Below are 17,938 nucleotides of genomic sequence, written 5' to 3' on the forward strand. Positions count from 1 at the left end.
GAAGCAGGAACTTCCGGGTAGGACGGCCGTTTTCGAAGGCGGCGCATAACGCCGATCCTGAAGTGGATAGGTTCTCTGAACCGGGCGCTCGCGAGCCTGATGCAGGCAAGCGTCGGTCTTTGTTCTTCGACTTCGAACGTCTAGCACACGGTCGCCCCGGCTGAGGTGATGGCCTATAACAAGTGCCTCAAGAACTTCACGTGTGGTGCCGGGGCCAGAATGCACAATTTCGCCGAAACTTCTTTTGGACAGTCAGCACTTGTGGCGCTTGGCTCAAGTTTGCTTCTCGGCCTCCCCCAGCGGATCCCGCGCAAGATCGGCAAATTCGCGCAGAACACTTTTCGAACTCTGATCTCGCAGGCGCTCGGAGAGGGTCTCGATCAAGAGCTCGATATCTGCGTTCAACTCTGTTGGGTCGAACGAGCCCGTGTCAACCTGCTTAAAAATTGCGTCGTTCAGGGCCTTGATGTCAATACCGAATGCGCCGCGGACGTTCTGTCGCCGCAGGATGGCTGCGGCGGGGGGATTTCTAGCTTCATCCTGACTATCGGAAGTTCGTTGAATTCGGTTCTGTTGTCCTCGTGGAGAGCCCGGATACACACTGCGATCCAACTTTGCCTGATCTATCGCGACACGGACGTCGTCAACCTGGATGGGGCCGGAAGCGCGCGCTGCGCTGCGGTTGCCATTGTGTCCGCCTGTTGCAGCGGGTTGCTTTTTCCGCGCCGTTGTCTGCTCTTCATCTCGTAGTTCCTTTTCCGTCCGTCCGGCCTCGCGCTTTTCGTCGAGATCGAGACGCTGACGAAGTTCATCGAGCGAGGAAATATAGACGTGTCGCACGCCCTCCTTCACGATGAAGCGAACACTCTGTGGCTGCTGCGGCCTATTGACGGCACCAAAATCGATGTCCACCGGGCCTGCCGGCAATTTGTTGTCGATTGTCCGGGATAGAGCGGCTCCAGGCTCAGAGGAGCTGTGTCTGATGGCTTCGGTGTCGGCAATCGTCCATTCGACCGGCTGTATGCATGGTCTGCTCACCGGCTTGAACTTCCGCACCTTTGAGAACATGCGCGCGCCGCCGGAATCGAGTTTCATGATGCGCATGAGTGGCATGCCTGTGACTTGGAGGATCGCCTCCTCTGGCTTCATCATCATCAGCGTGTTGACGGGAAGCAGGTCCACGGGCACTGGCACCTTCGAGATGGATCGTTGCCTGCGACCATGGCGATGGGAGTAAGAGGACTGCTCGACCCACTCAGTCGTCCTGCCGGCCGCGGCAGAGACGGCGGCTGCGTCCTCCGGGTTCTGGAAGTTCATGAACAACTTGATCGTAGACGCGCCCATCAGAATCTTCTGCCCCGACCGCTGATACAATCGTTCGAGCTGCGCACCGTCCTGCAGGATAAAGACGAAGCGAACGCCGTTCTTGCGGATCAGTGGCGCAAGCGTCAGGACGGTATCTATGCGCCCACCATTACCAAACTCGTCGAGCATCATCAGCACCTCGTGCTCGCCGTTCCGCAAAGGTCCCATCTGTACGAGCTTGTCGGCCATCTGCTGGATGAACATGGAAATCAGCCGCTCGTAGATCTGCATCGCATTCCAGTCGGCCTGGATAAAGATCACCAATTTTCGCTTTCTGATCGTGTCGATCGGGATCGTGGTAATGGAAGTCAGCGCCTCGACGAGGGGGTTTTGGAGAAAATTGAGCTTTGCGACGATCTCCGCCGCGATTCCCTCCCCAAGCTTTTCGTGTCGGCCCGCGAATTTGGTGAGCTGCATGCGAGTCTGATCAGAAAGAACGGCCTCGTAATTTTCCAGGAGTTGGATGATCGCCTTGCGCTCGTCCGACATCGAATTGAGGATGCGGTAGAGCTCGCTCAGCGATTTCCGCGTATCCGGGCATTCAAGCACGAAGCCAAGCATGGCCGTCAGCAGGATCCGGGCGCTCTCTTCCCAGAAATCCGATGAATCAGAGCGCAGTCGCTCGGGCAACAGCATCTGCGTCAGCTTCTGCAGGTCGGTAATGCGCTGGTTTGGATCGGCACTGATCATGTCCAGAGGGTTATAGCCATCTGTAAATTTCGATCCCGGCGCCAGCAGAAAAATCTCGTAGCCCTGATCCTTCAGATAGCCGGATGTCTCCTCGAACAGTTCGCCGCTCATATCGAGGACCATCTGCGATCCCTTGAAACTCATCATCGTCGGGATGACAAAGCCCCGCGACTTACCCTGCCCTGGCGAGCCGATGACCATCACATGCTGGTCGCCGTCGTTGCGCAGAAGAAGGCCCTGCTTGAGACCGAGAACGATGCCGTGCTTATCACGCAGCCGGAAATCAGCTGCATCTTTCAGGGTCGCCAGCCTTGCCTTACCCATGATCATGCGCTGGCGCTTCTGGATCGCTGCCCCGATTGGAAACCCGACCAGGGCTCCAGCGGCCGCCAGACCGGCGAGCGCCGCAAACACTGTCTGCCGCGACGGTCGCTGAAAGGTACCAGACGCGTCGGTGTAACCAAAGGGCGCCTGATACATCGCCGCAAGATGAGCGTCATAATAGTCCGCTACTCCGGCTAACCCACCGGCCTTACTTGCAACGAGATAAAAGACGATTCCGTAAACAATGACGCCGGCATAGGCGCCAGCAAAGATCAGCGCCGTGTGGGCAATCAGGGTGAACATTGACCTCACATGCAGGAGGTAGAGGATCTTGCGCGACAGTGCTCTGCCGCCTTTCAGCATCCAGAGGCTCAGCAGGAAAAACAGAAATGGCGCGGCCAGGACTAAAGCGAGGATCGAGAGCCCGACTGTGTTTCGCGTCCGGATGACCGACCATGTGTAGGCAATGCCATCGGGAATGGGCGTCTGCTCGACATAGTCGTAATAGGAGACCGACCCGAAGGATGCGACGTAGGCGTCGTAGATCAATGTGAAGAACATCAGCCATATCGCGACGGCGCCTAGAACGGCGACTGGGAAGGTGAAGGCCGAGACCTCTTGAAGCCTCGTCCACTTCGGGCGTTCAGCCTCTGCGTCCGTGGATACGCTTGCCATTTTCGTCCACCTCGTCGGCAAAATAGATCTCGCTGACACCGCGGCCGCCGGCGGCATCGCTCTTTTTCAACTGCACCACGATCGGGATGATCGAGCGGATGTAGCGGATGATGTCGTCACGCTCCATGCGGACATTGCTGTTGAGCACCAGCGTCGACAGCCGGTTGAAAGCGTGATGCGGGGAGTTCGCATGGATGGTCGACATCGAGCCCGGATGGCCGGTGTTGATCGCATTGAGGAAATCGAAAGCCTCGTCGCCGCGCAACTCGCCCATGAAGATCCGGTCTGGCCTCAGACGCAGTGCGGAAGCCAAAAGGTCTGTCATCGTGACCCTCGCTTCGCCCTGTGCGCCCTTCGAGACCAGCAATGAGACGACGTTTTCCTGGCGCGGTTCCAGCTCCGCGGTGTCCTGCATGAGAATGAATCGCTCGTGGTTTGGGATCGCCGTCAGCATCGCATTGAGGAATGTCGTTTTGCCGGTGGAGGTGCCGCCGGAAATCAACATACTGCGATGATTGGCGGCCGCGAGCTCCAGAAACGCACGCGCCTTCCCAATACGCAGCAGGCGCGACAACTCGATATCGACATCGTCGATGTAGTCGTCACCCGTTACCTTGGTGAAGCGGAAGGCTCCAGCTTTCTCATAGTCGTCGAGATCGAAGCGTCGGATAAATTGCTTGCGGATCGAAAAGGCGTGGCCAGTGGCAGAGGTGGGGTTAAGCACGAACTGGACGCGCTCGCCGTTGATGAGCGTTGCCGAAAGCAGCGGGTTCTCAGCATTGATGGTTTGCTTCGTGAACGACGCCGCGCGCGACGCCATATGGCGGATCGCCTCCTGGTCGAGCCCATCGACCTCTTGCCTGACCATGCTGAGCTGGCCGATCCGCTCGAACCAAATTTCGTTGCTGCGCTGGCAGGAAATCTCGACCGCGGCGGGATCGTCAAGAAATTGTCTGATTGGCTCGAGCGCCTCGGAAAGAAAGTGCTGTTCGGCCGAGATCGACGGGTGCGCGTTCATTTGCCCACCTTCTTTCGGCGCAGGCGTTCGAACGCCTCGCGCACGGGGTCCGGATAAAGATCCGAGAAATCAAGGTCCCGTGTGACAAAGACGGTGATGTCAGAACCTTGGGCGATGTGGATCGTCGGGCGGATGTTGCGGCTGTCCTGGAACGCCTCGCTTGCGAGTTGCTGAATGCCCGACGCAATCGTTTCCGCCGCGATCTCGCGGGCCCGATCCTGCGAGGCGATTCCGTTATTCTGCGGTATGCTGGTCACGCTTCCGTCCGTGTTGACCACCGTTATATTTCGATCCGGTTTCTGACCGAGTTGAGCAATGTATTGGGTAACCCCGCCGATCATCGTCATCAACGCCGGCGGCCCCAACCGCTCCCAATATTTCCGGTCGACGACACCTGTCATGCCGGAGCGACCGAGACGATCAGTGCCGTAAGAGCCAAGCTGGACAGAAACACCGTCGCCACGGATCATCCGCGTCCAGACGATGAACAGGCGCTCCTGCCCGCGCTCGACACCGGATTTATAATCGCCAATCAGCGAGGAGCCGGCAGGTATCAAGATGCGCCGGCCATCGAAGGAGTAGACATCCTCCCGGACAATCGCCTTCACCATGCCGGCGAGATCGGAATTGATCGCCGTCTCCAACGTGCCGCGGATCATCGTGCCCTGTGGGATCCAGGCATCGATACGGCGGTTCTCGGCGGCAACCGACACCTGTACCCCCTGCCCTCCTATTGCCTTCAGGAAGGCACGATCGCCATCGACAGCACCACTTGCATCCGAGGCTGCTCCGGCGGGCGTGCCTGTCGAGCCGTTCGCCCCGAACAATCCGGCTCCCGTAGCCTCGGGCGAAGCGTTTGCGGGCCCGCTTGTGCGTTCCGACTGATCGAAGACGACAGCAGTGGAGCGCACGCGCTCAAGCAGTTTTGCCTGCCGGGCGAGCTCGATGCATTTAGGATCCTCTGGATTTTTGCCTCTCGTACAATCGACATCGACCGGTGGCGCGATTTGGGCCGGCGCCGGGATGACCGGCGCCGGTGGCGGGGGTGGCAGAGGGGGTGGCGCCTCCGGCACCTGAACCGTCGGCAAGGGCGGCGGGGCGGGCGGGTTAAAGCCTTCGTTTCTAGGCGCTTGCACCGGGCGGAACTCTTCATGCGGCGTATTGTCGACCGTCGGTTCCCGCTCGCCGCCGGAAAGAAGGAAATAGAGGACGACACCGATGCCGGCGATTGCCGCCACCACGGCGATCGGCCGCATCAGCCCAACCCCGGAGCGCCTCACCTGACCGCCAATTGCGGTATCGGTTTCGATCGAATGATAGTTCGGATCAGACATCGGGGCCTCCCTATCGCGATTTTGATGACGAGCTGGCGCCAGCCGAACCGAGGCGCTTCGGCGCCACGGCGCCCTCGATCGGCGCCGGCACGTCGGCTGGAGCGGTCCTTAGATTGAACAGGCAGGTCTCGTTCTCAGTGCCAAAACGAAGCGTCCACTGCCGCGAGACCGTCTCGATGACGATGTAGTCGGCCTCCCGGCGATAATTGACGAGGCTCTCGCGTCGCTTGTTATCGACAATGAAGATCGCCGGCACGTCGCCGGTGAACTTCATGAAGGTCTTCAAACCGTCATCGAACACCCAAAGCGGCTTCGCGGCATCGCTGCCCTTGAAGCCATAGTCGTAATTGACCTTGTCGCGGCGGATGTTCTTGATGTTGGGATTGCGTTCTGCATCCTGCGCCTGCTTCCACATTTCGGCCGTGCCCTTCAGGCCGGCGTCTTCCGGGTAAATGAACCGCAGCTTGAAGGTCTGGTTCTGGATCGACTTGCTGTCGTTGACCTCAAGGTCGAACGAGTAGGTTCGTTTCGTCGTCACCACGGAGAGGTTAGTCGGCGCGTCCTTTTCCATCGGCTTCAGGGTGAGTGAGCGGCGGTCCGCCGATGTCAGGATCTGCCAGGAAACGGTGTCACCCGCGACCACCTGCGTAACCTCTTCGTCCGCACCGAAGAGGATCGTCGTTACCATTCCGTAAGTCCCGGTGACGACGAAGACCTGTTCGGCCGAATAGGGCAAAGTCCGCACGCGCGGATCGAGACGGCCAGGCCGGGCAATCAATTCCGCATGAACCGAAGAGGCCGTCAGCAGCAGTGACAGCGTTATTCCAACCCTCGCCAGCCTCATGGAGTGAGCCCCGAAGGCATGGTCTCGGGAACCTTGACGTATTCGGTGACGACAAAGCCGAGGGGGTTATAAAGTCGGACCCTGTTGCTGGCGGGCAGATTGATCTGGCGGTAGCGGATCGTCGCCGACCAGCGATTGACGATGTCGCCGCCGCGGCGCCGTTCCCGGGTCTCGAAGCGCACCGACATGGTGGTGGCATTGAGCGGATTGACCGACAGGATTTCCGGTCGGACCTCACCCGTCGTTCCCATGGTCTTGACCGGACCTCTCGGATTGGAAGGGTTCATCCATTCCGAATAGTCCTTGAAGGCCGAGGAATCCGGGTCCGACCAAAGGGCGATCATGTCGAAGTTTTCCGAGAGATAGCGCGGATCGTAGGTCTCGCGGCGGATGACGTAGTTACCGACAAACGAGGCACGAACGGCTTGGATTTCCGAAACGTTCGATCGGTCCTTATCGAGCGTTGTCACGGTCTCCATATAGCCGGTGTTCTTGTCGACGATCAGCGGCACGACCTCGGTGCGGACAAGTGGGAAGAGCTGCGCGACGGAAAAGGACAGCACGCCGGCAACGATCCAGCCCGCCACCGCAAAGACCAGCAGGATGAGGCCGATCAGGGTCCGGAGGGACCGGTTCTTTTCTCCCCACGAGAGGTGTTGATCGTAGATCTCTTGTGGGCCAGGCGCACGATCGGCTGGCGCCACTCTCAATTGCCTTTTGAACAATGCCAATTTCCAAACCTCGAAGTCGCAATGAGTAAATCGCTGATCCGAACCGCCACGGCGTCATTCGCTGTTGCGCCGGCGATTGGTGAGCATTCGACCCAGCGCGCCGGCGCCCGCGACACCACCGCGGCCAGCAAGTGCCGCAGCCGTGACGGCACCACTGGGGCCGGCGAGTGTGCCGAGCCCTATAGCTGCGGCCTGGCCGGCGCGGGAATTAGAGGAAGAGAGGCGTCTGCGCGCGGCGTTGTAGGTCGTGTCCACGCCACCTCCTCCCGGGACGCCAGAGAGGGCTGCCCCGTAGGCGAAGGTTCGCGCGAAATCCGGCACCTGGAAGATGAAATAGGAGATCAGCGCGAGGTAGAGCACCATGGCGAGCACGATCGCCAGAGCGTTTTCCTTAGTCGCCATGTCGCCGTTGATCGTGTCCATCATACCGATCAGAAAGCCGAACGACAGGCCGGCCATGATGTAGGTGAAGAGCAGCATGAACATGCCGTAGGCGACACCCCTCACCCAGGCGTCGAAGACAAAGCGGGTGATGCCAAAGAAATAGCAGAGGATGGCGATCGGACCGATTGCAAGCATGACGGCGGTGATCATCTTCGCAAAGAGCGTGACACCGGTGAGGATCAGCAGCATAGGAAGCAGGCCGAACACCAGCACGATAAAGACAACGACGGCGCCCGTCACATTCGGCAGCCATCCGGATTCGTAGGAATTGAAGAGCTGCATGGCAAAGTCGTAGACCTTGCGTGCCATCGAGGCGACTTGGCTGGCGATGTCAGCGCCAGCCGATTGACCGCCCATTGCCGAGGATATGGCCGATCCGAGATCCTGTGGCGCCGACAGCACGAACTGGCCGATATTGTCGTAGAAGAGCGCCCAGGACATGACGAGGGTATAGGCAAGCGTGATCTTGAAGGCGGTGATCGCCATGTCCTGAAGGGAAACGCTAGACAGTCCGAGCGCACCCCAGAGGAAATAGAGGATCAGGAAGATCGCCAGGATGCCGGACACGAGGTTTCTGTTTTCGGCAAACAGCCCCCAGGCCCGCTCCAGCGATGCCTCGTTGATCTTGTCGAAATATCGAAGTGCATCACCATAGAAGTTTATCGCGTAGCTGACGGGATCCATGTCTCATCCTGGAAATTATTGACCGGTCGCATCGGGCCGCAATCGTCCTTGAGGGCGTCCGCGAGTGCATTCTCAGCGGCCGTAGTCGTGGACTCGGATACGAAGCCGAGGGGCGGCACCGGATTTTCATCGGCCGAGCATTTCGCCAGCTGTTCGTACTTCCCGGCGCAACTGGCAAGGGCCGCGAGGCTGCCTATCAGCATGAGGACCCCCTTCACTGGTTCTGGTCCTCGAATGCCTTCAGCTGATCCCGAACGGAAATGCCTTGCGGTTGCGTCCCACCGTCACGCATGACGCTGTCCGGTAGGGGCGCGAATGTCTTGAGGTTCTGCGATGAGGTCGCGAGGGCCGCTTTATATTGCTGGTTCAGGAGCATGACTTGGTTGTTGAGCGAGCCGACGGCTTCGTTGGCGGTCTGATTGCCCTGCAGCACCATCTGGGTATTTTGCTCCAGCGCCCCCTTCAGGTCCTTCGCCGTTCCGATCTGCTGGGTTGCCTGCATGAAGGAATTCTGCCGGTCCTTGGTGGCGCTGTTCATCGCATCGGTCAGCGCAGTCAACGTTGTCAGCGCGTTGATCCCTTGCGAATAGGCCTGATTGGCGCCTGAGAGCTCACCACCCTTGACGGTATCGACCACCATCTTCACGAGGTTGAGCCCATTGATCAGCTTAGCCGCAGTGTTCTGGAATTGACCGCCAATGCCTCCGAACACCGCCGCGTTGCTAGAGAGCACCGTGTTGAAATCCGGCGCCTGTCCCATGGTGAAGCCATTGCCGGTCGCGAGTTTGGCAAACTGGCTCGCATCCTGCGTTCGGTCGCCAGTGATCGCTGCCAAAGTCTTCGTGGTGTTGTCCTTGACGACCGACGTGTCCTGCTGGATCTCCGACGAAAGTCGTTTGATCTCTTCGCTGATCGAGATGTTTTCCGAGTCCTTGACAGGTACTTGGCCATAGGCCTGAGGGACGGAAACGATGGCGAGCGCCGCTGCGATCATTGCTGCTTTCATGTGTCTAACCTCTCCTGTTCTCAGTTTGACGTCGGCCTGGAATCGACGACCGTCACGAGGCCAAGTGCCGGGTCCTGCAACGCCGTGAAGGTCGCGACCGCGTCATTTGCACGTGCCTCATCCTGCAGATCGGACAGCCAGCGCTGGATCTGTTCGTTGGTGGCGTTCTGCGGAACAGCGAAGCAACGCGTGCCACCGGTGTCGATGATGTTGCTCGGGCACCGAATCTCGGCCATGACAAGTGACCCGTCATGGTCGTTCGAATTTCCGCCACCACTGCCACGCAGGCTTGCCGACGAGGATTGCAAGCCAGACTGAAGGCGCTGCAGATATTGCTGGTTTGCAGCGATCGATTTGCCAAGCAGCTCGTTCCAGACGGAACCGCGTTCGATCTGCGCTTGAGTATTTCGGTCGACCGCCTTCTTCAGCTGCTCGCCGCAGCCGTTTGCGTAGCTCGCAGTTTCTGGCTCGGCTGTACCCTCCGCCGGGGTGTTATCACCGTTCTGGGCTTTGTTACGGGCATAGTAGGCGGAGACCTTTTTGACGTAGTCCTGCGTCTCGGGAATGTTGGGGATCTGACCGCTCTGTAGTGACTGCCGATGCGGACCGGCATTGTAGCCGGCGGCGATCAGGTCATAGCGGTCACCGAACATGCCCTGGAGCTGCTTGATGTATTTAACGCCGCCACGAATATTGTCGCGCGTGTCATAGGGGTTGACGCCAAGTTGTGCTGCGGTGCCGGGCATCAGCTGCATGACGCCGGTCGCACCGACTGCCGACCGCGCCGACTGGCGGAAGCGGGATTCCTGCTCGGCGATCGCCATCGCGAAGTTCGGATCGACGCCCTGCCGGATTGCCTCCTGTTGCACCATACTGGCAACTTCCTGCTGGCTTGGCGTGCGAGACGATGGCGCTGCGGGCGTGGTGTCTCCCCCCATGCCATCGGCGGAGCAATCGGCCGGCGCGCCCGAACCCTCACCGGGTGCAACGCTGTCGGCCGTTCCGCCCGATGCGCCTTTGACCTTCCGAGTATCGGCCTGATAGGACCGATACCAGTTCTGGGTCTCCTGCTGGATCTTCTGGCGCGCCTGGTCGATGACGGGAACCTGGGCATGGCTTGTGCCGACGGGAAAGACGAGAGCCAAGGCCAAGACGCCGGCCGCGGCTCCCTCAAGGTGCTTTGCGTGCTTCATCGACCGTCCCCCCATCCCAGTCGCAGAATTTCGAGAGCCAGTTCTTTGGGTCCTCGCCGTATTCGTCGAGCAACATCTCGACTTCGCGCACCGTCTCCTCGCGGCCCGACAGCACCTTGATGAACTCCGGCATGTGGGACATGTCGACCCGGGCGATCACGCTGCTTTTGGCTTGCTGGATCAGCATAAAACGCGAACTCGGATCGCCGTTCTTGACCCAGTCGAATTCTGCGCGCGACAGCCCGAAATGCTCCATGTAGGAGTTCTCGTCGGCCTTAGGATTGGCAAAGAAGATGTTGGTCGACGTCTGTTCGATGATCGTGCGGCTGACGCTCGAACGCACAACGTCATCGGCCGACTGCGTCCCGAAGATGACGAGACCGTTCCGTTTACGGATGGTCTTGAAATAGTCCTTCATGGTGCGCTTGAACTCGTCGTCGTCGAGCAGCTTCCAGGCTTCATCCATCAGGTTGATGATCGGCGCCTTACCGTCGTAGATCGCATCCAGCCGATGGAACATGTAGAGAAGAGCTGCGGTACGCACCGTTGGATCATCAAGGATCGACGTCATGTCGAAGCCGATCATCGGTCGCGAGATATCGAGATCGTCGGCCGCGTTGTCAAACAGCCAGGCGTAAGGTCCTTTGTCGACCCATTTGTCGAGGCGGGCAATCAGGCTTCCCTCGGTTCGCTCGCTGCCTGCAAGAAGTGCCCTCAGCGACGAAAGACGACGATACGACCGGTCCTTTGTCTTGAGGACGGACTTGATCGCGTTACGAATGATCGCCTCTTCCTGCGGCGTCAGGCTTTCGCCTTCCTTCGATGGCTTCAGCATGAAGCTCAGGAGCCCGTAAAGGAAAACGCGGTTCTCCTCGTTGTCGTCGAGAAGCAGCGGATTCCATCCTGACGGCTGGCCAGGCTCAAGCGACATGTAGGTTCCACCCGCTGCCCGCACCATAATGTCGAGACCACGGTCCTTGTCGAAGACAATCGTCTTCAGCCGGGGGCTGACCCGATAGGCCTGCAGGATCAGGAAGGCCATGATGACGGTCTTGCCGGAACCGGTCGGACCGAAGACCGTCGTGTGCCCGACGTCGCCCTGGTGGAAGTTGAAGAAGAAGGGCGTGCCTGACGTTGTCTCGAAGATCGTAATTGCCGGCCCCCAATGGTTGCCATCAGGTTTGCCGTAAGGATAGGCGTGAAAGCTGCTCAAGCCGGCGCAATTCAGCGTAGAGATCAGCGCACGCCGCGCGATATAGGCTTGGTTGCCGGGCAGCTGCGCCCAATAGGCGGGTTCAGCGTTCAAATCCTCTCGGACATAGGAGGCGCCGAGAGCGCCGAGTTCGTTGCCGATCAGCGCCACCGCATCATCCAGCTGAGCGGTGCTTTTGGCGACCGGCATCACAGTGAGATGATGCTCGGTGAACGCAACCCGTTTGCGGGCAAGTTCGTCGCGGGCAATGTCGAGATTGGCCTGGACGCTCGATCCGCCTTCGTCGGCCTTCGACATCTGCCGGTCCAGCCGTTCGATCCGGCTGCGCGCCGCCATATCGTCGACAAAGGACATCGACTGGGTCAGCACCAGCTCGAATGGCAGCTTGAGGATATAGTCAAGCATGCCGGCGCCGGTCTCCGGCGGATACTCTTTTAAGGAGACCATCGCCACGTAGCGGTCATCGTCCGGTATGTCGCCCTGCAGGTGGATGATGCGGTTGCCGATCGACGTTCGGCGCGCCGGCAGCATCTCATCGATCGGGATGTTTCCAAGCCGGATCGGTCGGACGCGTCCACCATTCAGCAGCGTATAGAAGAATTCACATTGTTCGGAAAACCAGACTTTGCGGGCAGCCTCGTCTACCAACATGTCTTCGGAAACGTCGCGGAAGACTTTTCTGTTGTCGCCGAGGTCAGCTTGTACGCGTTGTACGTCGCGAAGAACCTTCGGCCCATAGACAGAAAGCGACTTCTCCAGCGCTCGTGTTGCCTCGACGAGTTTATCGCGCATCGCACGGACCTGTTCCTTGCGCACGATCGTGCCGCTTGCGCCCACGAGGCGGGAGAGCGCGGATCCCTTCCGGAACATGGGGCGCACGACCAGCGAAACATAAGTGTCGTTCACGAACATCTCGTTTTTCGAGATGCTCGACTGATAAACGTGATCGAGGCGCTCCATAAAGGGATCGGCGAAGGCTGACGGCAAAGACGGCGCGACCTTGCGTCTGATTACATGGGTGTAAAGTGCGAAGCTGCCGATGGACGAGATCGCACGGAAGGCGGCGTTGCGCTGCCGCTGCAGCATATTGATCGTTTCGATATCGGCCGTCTCGAAAGAAAAGCCGGTGAGCTTCAGGGTCGAGACAAGGCAGTCGTTCTTCAGGCGGATGATGCCGTTTTCGATCGGCACGTAGAAAGGGACGTGCGTTGCGACACGGCGATCCGCGAAAATTTCCCATCCCTTCGTGAGACTGCCTTTCAGCGATCTCGCCATCGTGTTCATCGCTTACACTCCGTAGGTTCTGACGCCCCCACCGAGCTTCCGGCCAAGAGGATTGACGCCGCACATGCTGAGGCGCCCGACGATCTCGAAGAACCAGAGATCGAGCTTGACGGTGAGCACGTAGAGAATGCTGTGGAGGACCACGAAGGAGACCGGGAACCACAGGATGGATCCCAGGATCATGAACACCATCAGCGACACAAAACATTCGGCCACGAAGTAAGTGTACGGAATTCCCATCACCGTCGGCGGCCGCGTCAGAGCCAATATAACCGGATGGGATTCGATATATTCATCGCCACCGACGGCTGTGTTGCCAGATCCCGCCATGATCAAGATCCGCTGCCAGCGAGGAAGTCGACGAGCTCGGCTGCGGCAAACATGCCGGCAAGGCTTCCCCCAACCCGAAGCAGTGCTCCCCAGGACCAGTAGCCAAAGGCTGCGGCGAGAAACATGCCGATGAAGGCGATCGCTCCTACAGATCGGCCGAACGGGCCGGTAAAAAACTGCACGAGCCGGTCAGCGGCATTTTGCAAGGCGTCGAGATTCTGCGCCGCCGCAGGCTCGTACTGGGTGGCGAGCAGGATCAGGGTCGCCGCAAGCACGATAGCGGCATTACCGAACCATTTCCTTCGGGCCATTGAGGACCAGGCAAAGCTGCCATAGAGAACCGCTGTCTGGATTGCCAATGCGATGGGATTCATTCAAACACCTCTTCCTTGACGATTTTGACCTGCCCGCCGGTATCCTTCCGTGCCTCATCACGCTGAGGACGGACGTCTGGTGGGGACGGTGTTGCAGCTGAGAAAACAAGCATGGGGGATTTGGCCCGCTCGGCAGCCCCGGCGCGGCGATTGTAGTTGGGCGCGAACTCCGACGACGAGCCGGCTCGAAAGATGGTTGGATCGGCCGCTGTGCCGGTGTAGTATCCGACGACACGCGTGACATAGTCGGCGGTCTCGCGGATCAATGGTAGGGAATGGCGAAGGTCCACGTTGGGCGCGCCGGCATTATAGGCGGCGGCGACCAACACAGGATTTTTGTACTTGGCGATCAAGACGCGGAGAAATCGCGTGCCGGCCCGGATGTTCTGTTCGGGATCCGTCAGGTCCGCCGCGCCGAAGGCTTCGCCGATCCGTGGCATGACTTGCATCAAACCGATGGCGCCGGCGGAGCTTACCAGGTGTGGATCGAATGTGGCATTTTCGGCCCGCATCACAGAAAGCACCCAGTTCGGATCAACCTCCTCCTCACCGGCAACCTTCAATGCAAGGCTGGCATAGTCCGTGGGGACGCCGGACAAAAGATCCGGTCGGGCCTGTGCTAGTGGTTCGCTGACATTGACATGATGCGCGGTTGCCGGCTCGGCAAGCTCGGGGACGGCTGTTGCCTGCTCAAACGAGTAGACGCTGACCAACGAATGCACAGCGCGTTCCCGACGGTCATTCTTGCTCCCGGCCGCTGATCCTGATGATCGCCCCGCGATGTCATTAAACCCTCCGATGAACTCCGACGGGCGAGCGCTAATTCGAAGCGCGTCAGTGACCGAGCCGCTAAATCGATCGTTGAAGCTGGCAGAATCGATCGTTGGGATATCGAGCGTCGAAGCAGCGGCGGAGGTCTTCGGACTTGGCGGCACGGCCGCCACCTCGTCCGCCTTCAGCTCCATTTTGTTGGCAATGTGCCCGATGTGCGTCGACTTTCCCGAGACGATGCGACCGCTGCTGTCATCGGGGCCGGAGGCAAAACCGGTGAGGAGAAAAGCCGACGTTCCGGCGAGCCATAGCACGCTCCGCGAGGATATCTTGTGCGGTCTCTTCACAGGCGAAAGCGGGAAGCTATCCATGACTGAACCAATGCCAACTTATACTGCGGTATAAGATTTTGAACCGCATTCAGTCTTGGAAATCAACCCTAAAGTTTAACTGGAGTATAATTAATGCGACGCCGCGAGGTGTCAGAAGGAGAGCTTCCCCAAAAGGAATCAGTCCCTTAGCCGCGACCATTTATCCGGGGTCCAGCGATAATGAAGTTGTTCGCCGTCTCCCAAAATGCGAGCAAGACGGACGGCGGTGCCGCCCTTCACCAATACCGAACCGGCGTCCGTGCCAGAAATCCTGACAGAGATTCGGCACACGAAATTAGGCAACTCCCTCTGCAGCCTATCCACCGCGTAACAGGACTCGACCTGGTAGCGTTCGCCTTCGCCGGCACTCGTCAGGCCCCTCTCCTGGACGGGACCAAGAGGCTGGCGTCCGAAATCAGTGCCATATTCAAGTTGGCATTCGACGATATTGTTGCGATAGGCCCTGCAAGATGTCAGGTTGAGATAAGCAAACGGCGCCGGCGGCTGTGGTCGCGGCCGCTCAAGCTGATGACCACATCCGGCCAGCACCGTCATCGCCGCCAGAGATCCCGAGAGCTTCGTGAAAAAACGCATAGTATCGCTTTCTAGCTTGCCTGCCGGTAACCGGCATGTTCGAGGGCTTCGAGGAAAAGATCGCGGGCGAGAGCGCAATAGGGCGACGATGCCTGAGCGATGTGAACCTGGGTGAGCACCAGTCCGAGATCGGAAATGGTCGTCACGACGTCCTTAAGGTCACTGTTGAACGCGTCCCGCAACATCTCGCGGCCATCGTGGCCTTTGATCACGATCGCGTAGTCGTCACGCGCGATGCTGTGCCAGAGCTCGATCATGCCGGTTTCGCCGATTGCGCTTTCCGTGTCGCAGACGAGCAGGAGGGCATAATCCGGATCGCCCACAGCACTTTCCTCTATCGAGGTGTCTCCGCGAAATTCCGTCAGCACCACGTCGGAGGCAAAAAGCATCAAGCGCTCGTTCACCAGAAGGCGCTTTTGGCCGAGGCGGACAAAGCCGTTCATCACGGCGGAGCGAATTGCTGCCGGTGGAAGGTCTTCTGCGCAGTGTTCACAAATCGATGTCAGTTGGCCGTTGAGGAAGGCGAAGGTGCTGTGAAAGCGGTTGACGACGGATCGCTCGACATGTTCGGTCTGACCGCCCAGCGCCTCGACGAACGCATACGCGTGAAGTGGTCTGAAAGGCTTCGCCAGCATTTCACCTTCCGGAACGGATCCTCCCTCTCCGATAAGGCTCGAAGGGCCAACCACGACAGCGGCGGACCGCGTCTGTGCACCACAGCCAGGGCAGTCCGCTGAGAATGGCACCTTGTACCATTCTTTCGTCAGGAGGGATCGATTGTGTACCAGTGTCAAACCCTATTCCTGAAAAAAAAGAATACCGCCTGGCCCGCAGCTTAGATCGAATGACTACCTTATACTCCGGTATAATTTTATCAGCAGCAGATCGCTTGCTCAAGCGGGAAAAAGCCTGAGACTTATGATCGGTTGCGATAGTGGCATTGCCGAGGTCTTGTTGTCGCGGTCTTGGTTGTTGCGAAAACCGCAGCAACCACGATTGCCATTTTGCCAATTGAGTGCTTATCCGAAGACGCAGACCTCCTGGACGCGCTTTCACCGTTTCGCCAAACGGGTGAACCCCTCATTCACCGATGCGCCGGATCGCTCAAATGCCTATTCGCAGAATAAGCTGTTCGCTGAGTGGCCCAATCGCGCGCCCACGCAACCACCGATTCAGCGACCCGCGCAATCACCAATTCACTGATTAACTGAATCGGCTGGCCTCCCATTCGCCCGATCGGTGTCGCCCCATTTCACGGATTTGCTATTTCGCTGATCTGCCGTTTCGCCGGATGACCCAATCGCTGCTACACTCATTCGCCGACGTACCGATACGCCCAAACGGTCCCAAGCCGGTCCAATCGGCGAACCACCTATCGGCGCGACCGCCCATTCGCTGATTAGCGCAAGCCCCTGACCTCCTAGATGCTACCGCATTTCAAGGCGGCCGGACGCTCTTGCCCCAAAGAGCCGGCTCCCCAGCCCCCTCCTACCAGCTCAATGTCTCTCCCTCAGCCTTGTTTCGTTCGAGAATTGAAGGACCCGGAAAACGCTCCCTCGCCTTTGAGGCGATCGCCCCTCGGGCGAAACGGCTATTGGTATACCAATAGCCTATCCTGCCATCTCTCCAAAATCGGTCTGGCCACCGTGCCCGAGGCGCTCATGCTGTTGCGAGTCGCCAGACAAAGCAACAGCGATAGCAGACCGAGGCCGCCATCCGCGCCAGATGAATAGCGCGGTGGCCAGAGCGATTTTGGAGAGATGCTGAAGCGAGCCGTCGTCGCGACGTGCCGGGATAGCCGTCACCAGAGGGAGCGGACATCCCGACACACGAACGATGAGACGGCGAGCGGGCCGAAGGAGAGAACGATCAACTGGGGCGGATGCCCGGAGCAGGAGGGCGCAGCGCAAGGTGATCGTCCTCTCCTTCTTGTTTGGGAAGTCGCGGCAGCGTCCGTTTACCGGCCCGAAGAGCCCGGCGGGTTCTAGACCCCGCGCCGCAGGAAGAGGGGTGCTTGAGGGGAGAGGCGGTAAGTCTCTCCCCTCAAGAGCGCGCGCTGGCACGACACGGCAAGCGGCCAGCGGGCCATCCAGCCTATCATCGGCCATAGTCGCGGAAATATTGCGCCGACGGTGCGGCAACTGCGAGAGGGGCGTGACCAGAACGGGCGGAGACGTTTGCGGGCTCCAAGAGCGACGGCGAAGCACCGTCCGCCGCAGGCGGCTCGCCCGGATCATCCGCCGAACCCATCGTCATCATGAATCAATCGGAACCGACCGATTCAAATATGTCGTTGGACGGCCAATCCGCCCTTCCCGATTCTCCGTGTCATGATTGCGCAACCCTACCAACTTTACGTCGAGCGGATCGACGCCTCGAACACATGGCCCGCTACTATGCCATGTCGATCGAGCCCAATCTATTCGGCGAGCCTGTCTCATCCGTCGATGGGGTCGGATCGGCGCCACCGACCAAAGGCAGGAGCATCATTTCGCGCGGGAGGACGAGGCAGTCAGGCTCTTTCTTCAGCTTCTGCGAAAGAGGCGGTCGCGCGGATACAGCCGAAGCCGCTCATCCGGCAAGATGCATCGGGTGACCGATAGCAAAAGTCAGTGCGTGGAGGCGGATACGTCCCGATGCGGATGGCGAAGCGAACTGTCGTGCGGGAAACGGCTGTCGACCCGGCGTGTCCG

14 protein-coding genes and 1 pseudogene are annotated in these 17,938 nt (G+C 59.2%); 1 reads left to right on the forward strand and 14 read right to left on the reverse strand.

Annotated features, from left to right (window positions below):
* Nucleotides 1–273 precede the first annotated feature (273 nt).
* From FHX15_RS25240 to FHX15_RS25305, 14 genes are all read right to left on the reverse strand, one after another.
* Nucleotides 274–3,054: a type IV secretory system conjugative DNA transfer family protein gene (locus FHX15_RS25240; protein ID WP_184401111.1), complete on the reverse strand. Its 2,781-nt coding sequence runs from the start codon at nt 3,052–3,054 to the stop codon at nt 274–276.
* Nucleotides 3,023–4,072 (reverse strand): P-type DNA transfer ATPase VirB11, encoded by a 1,050-nt coding sequence (virB11, locus tag FHX15_RS25245; RefSeq protein WP_184401112.1) that lies wholly within the window; start codon nt 4,070–4,072, stop codon nt 3,023–3,025. Before virB11 ends, FHX15_RS25240 begins: the two co-directional genes overlap by 32 nt.
* Complete coding sequence (virB10, locus tag FHX15_RS25250; protein ID WP_184401113.1) at nt 4,069–5,406, reverse strand: type IV secretion system protein VirB10; 1,338 nt, start codon at nt 5,404–5,406, stop codon at nt 4,069–4,071. Before virB10 ends, virB11 begins: the two co-directional genes overlap by 4 nt.
* Nucleotides 5,407–5,416: 10 nt before the next feature.
* Nucleotides 5,417–6,250 (reverse strand): TrbG/VirB9 family P-type conjugative transfer protein, encoded by an 834-nt coding sequence (locus FHX15_RS25255; protein WP_184401114.1) that lies wholly within the window; start codon nt 6,248–6,250, stop codon nt 5,417–5,419.
* Nucleotides 6,247–6,954, reverse strand: coding sequence for a type IV secretion system protein (locus tag FHX15_RS25260; protein WP_312861903.1), 708 nt, complete (start codon nt 6,952–6,954; stop codon nt 6,247–6,249). Before FHX15_RS25260 ends, FHX15_RS25255 begins: the two co-directional genes overlap by 4 nt.
* 81 nt (nt 6,955–7,035) lie before the next feature.
* Nucleotides 7,036–8,109, reverse strand: coding sequence for a type IV secretion system protein (locus tag FHX15_RS25265; RefSeq protein ID WP_184401116.1), 1,074 nt, complete (start codon nt 8,107–8,109; stop codon nt 7,036–7,038).
* Nucleotides 8,110–8,323: 214 nt separating this feature from the next.
* Nucleotides 8,324–9,115: a conjugal transfer protein gene (locus FHX15_RS25270; protein WP_184401117.1), complete on the reverse strand. Its 792-nt coding sequence runs from the start codon at nt 9,113–9,115 to the stop codon at nt 8,324–8,326.
* A 20-nt stretch (nt 9,116–9,135) separates the two neighbouring features.
* Complete coding sequence (locus FHX15_RS25275) at nt 9,136–10,308, reverse strand: lytic transglycosylase domain-containing protein (protein ID WP_184401118.1); 1,173 nt, start codon at nt 10,306–10,308, stop codon at nt 9,136–9,138.
* On the reverse strand, nt 10,286–12,805 hold the full coding sequence (locus tag FHX15_RS25280) for a VirB4 family type IV secretion/conjugal transfer ATPase (protein ID WP_184401119.1): 2,520 nt from the start codon (nt 12,803–12,805) through the stop codon (nt 10,286–10,288). The genes FHX15_RS25275 and FHX15_RS25280 overlap by 23 nt, the downstream gene beginning before the upstream one ends.
* A 3-nt stretch (nt 12,806–12,808) precedes the next feature.
* Nucleotides 12,809–13,135: a VirB3 family type IV secretion system protein gene (locus tag FHX15_RS25285; protein WP_184401120.1), complete on the reverse strand. Its 327-nt coding sequence runs from the start codon at nt 13,133–13,135 to the stop codon at nt 12,809–12,811.
* Nucleotides 13,136–13,137: 2 nt separating this feature from the next.
* A complete protein-coding gene (locus FHX15_RS25290; protein WP_184401121.1) occupies nt 13,138–13,509 on the reverse strand; it encodes a TrbC/VirB2 family protein in 372 nt (123 codons plus the stop codon).
* Nucleotides 13,506–14,651, reverse strand: a complete 1,146-nt coding sequence (locus FHX15_RS25295; protein ID WP_184401122.1) for a lytic transglycosylase domain-containing protein — start codon at nt 14,649–14,651, stop codon at nt 13,506–13,508. Before FHX15_RS25295 ends, FHX15_RS25290 begins: the two co-directional genes overlap by 4 nt.
* Before the next feature lie 138 nt (nt 14,652–14,789).
* A complete protein-coding gene (locus tag FHX15_RS25300) occupies nt 14,790–15,245 on the reverse strand; it encodes a hypothetical protein (RefSeq protein ID WP_184401123.1) in 456 nt (151 codons plus the stop codon).
* Between the two features lie 11 nt (nt 15,246–15,256).
* Nucleotides 15,257–15,880 carry a hypothetical protein gene (locus tag FHX15_RS25305; protein ID WP_246779077.1) on the reverse strand — a complete coding sequence of 208 codons (624 nt, stop codon included), beginning with the start codon at nt 15,878–15,880 and terminating at the stop codon, nt 15,257–15,259.
* 1,699 nt (nt 15,881–17,579) lie between these two features.
* Between FHX15_RS25305 and FHX15_RS25310 the strand changes: the two are divergent.
* Nucleotides 17,580–17,756 (forward strand): annotated as a pseudogene (locus FHX15_RS25310) (WGR domain-containing protein); the annotation flags it as partial.
* Nucleotides 17,757–17,938 lie beyond the last annotated feature (182 nt).

The sequence above is a fragment of the Rhizobium sp. BK650 genome (genome assembly GCF_014195325.1).
GTDB lineage: Bacteria > Pseudomonadota > Alphaproteobacteria > Rhizobiales > Rhizobiaceae > Rhizobium.

What these genes read in the sequence shown, in the direction of transcription:
- FHX15_RS25240 (WP_184401111.1), bottom strand. Translation starts at nt 3,054, where the DNA reads ATGGCAAGCGTATCCACGGACGCAGAGGCTGAACGCCCGAAGTGGACG.
- virB11 (WP_184401112.1), bottom strand. Translation starts at nt 4,072, where the DNA reads ATGAACGCGCACCCGTCGATCTCGGCCGAACAGCACTTTCTTTCCGAG.
- virB10 (WP_184401113.1), bottom strand. Translation starts at nt 5,406, where the DNA reads ATGTCTGATCCGAACTATCATTCGATCGAAACCGATACCGCAATTGGC.
- FHX15_RS25255 (WP_184401114.1), bottom strand. Translation starts at nt 6,250, where the DNA reads ATGAGGCTGGCGAGGGTTGGAATAACGCTGTCACTGCTGCTGACGGCC.
- FHX15_RS25265 (WP_184401116.1), bottom strand. Translation starts at nt 8,109, where the DNA reads ATGGATCCCGTCAGCTACGCGATAAACTTCTATGGTGATGCACTTCGA.
- FHX15_RS25270 (WP_184401117.1), bottom strand. Translation starts at nt 9,115, where the DNA reads ATGAAAGCAGCAATGATCGCAGCGGCGCTCGCCATCGTTTCCGTCCCT.
- FHX15_RS25275 (WP_184401118.1), bottom strand. Translation starts at nt 10,308, where the DNA reads ATGAAGCACGCAAAGCACCTTGAGGGAGCCGCGGCCGGCGTCTTGGCC.
- FHX15_RS25280 (WP_184401119.1), bottom strand. Translation starts at nt 12,805, where the DNA reads ATGAACACGATGGCGAGATCGCTGAAAGGCAGTCTCACGAAGGGATGG.
- FHX15_RS25285 (WP_184401120.1), bottom strand. Translation starts at nt 13,135, where the DNA reads ATGGCGGGATCTGGCAACACAGCCGTCGGTGGCGATGAATATATCGAA.
- FHX15_RS25290 (WP_184401121.1), bottom strand. Translation starts at nt 13,509, where the DNA reads ATGAATCCCATCGCATTGGCAATCCAGACAGCGGTTCTCTATGGCAGC.
- FHX15_RS25295 (WP_184401122.1), bottom strand. Translation starts at nt 14,651, where the DNA reads ATGGATAGCTTCCCGCTTTCGCCTGTGAAGAGACCGCACAAGATATCC.
- FHX15_RS25300 (WP_184401123.1), bottom strand. Translation starts at nt 15,245, where the DNA reads ATGCGTTTTTTCACGAAGCTCTCGGGATCTCTGGCGGCGATGACGGTG.
- FHX15_RS25305 (WP_246779077.1), bottom strand. Translation starts at nt 15,880, where the DNA reads ATGCTGGCGAAGCCTTTCAGACCACTTCACGCGTATGCGTTCGTCGAG.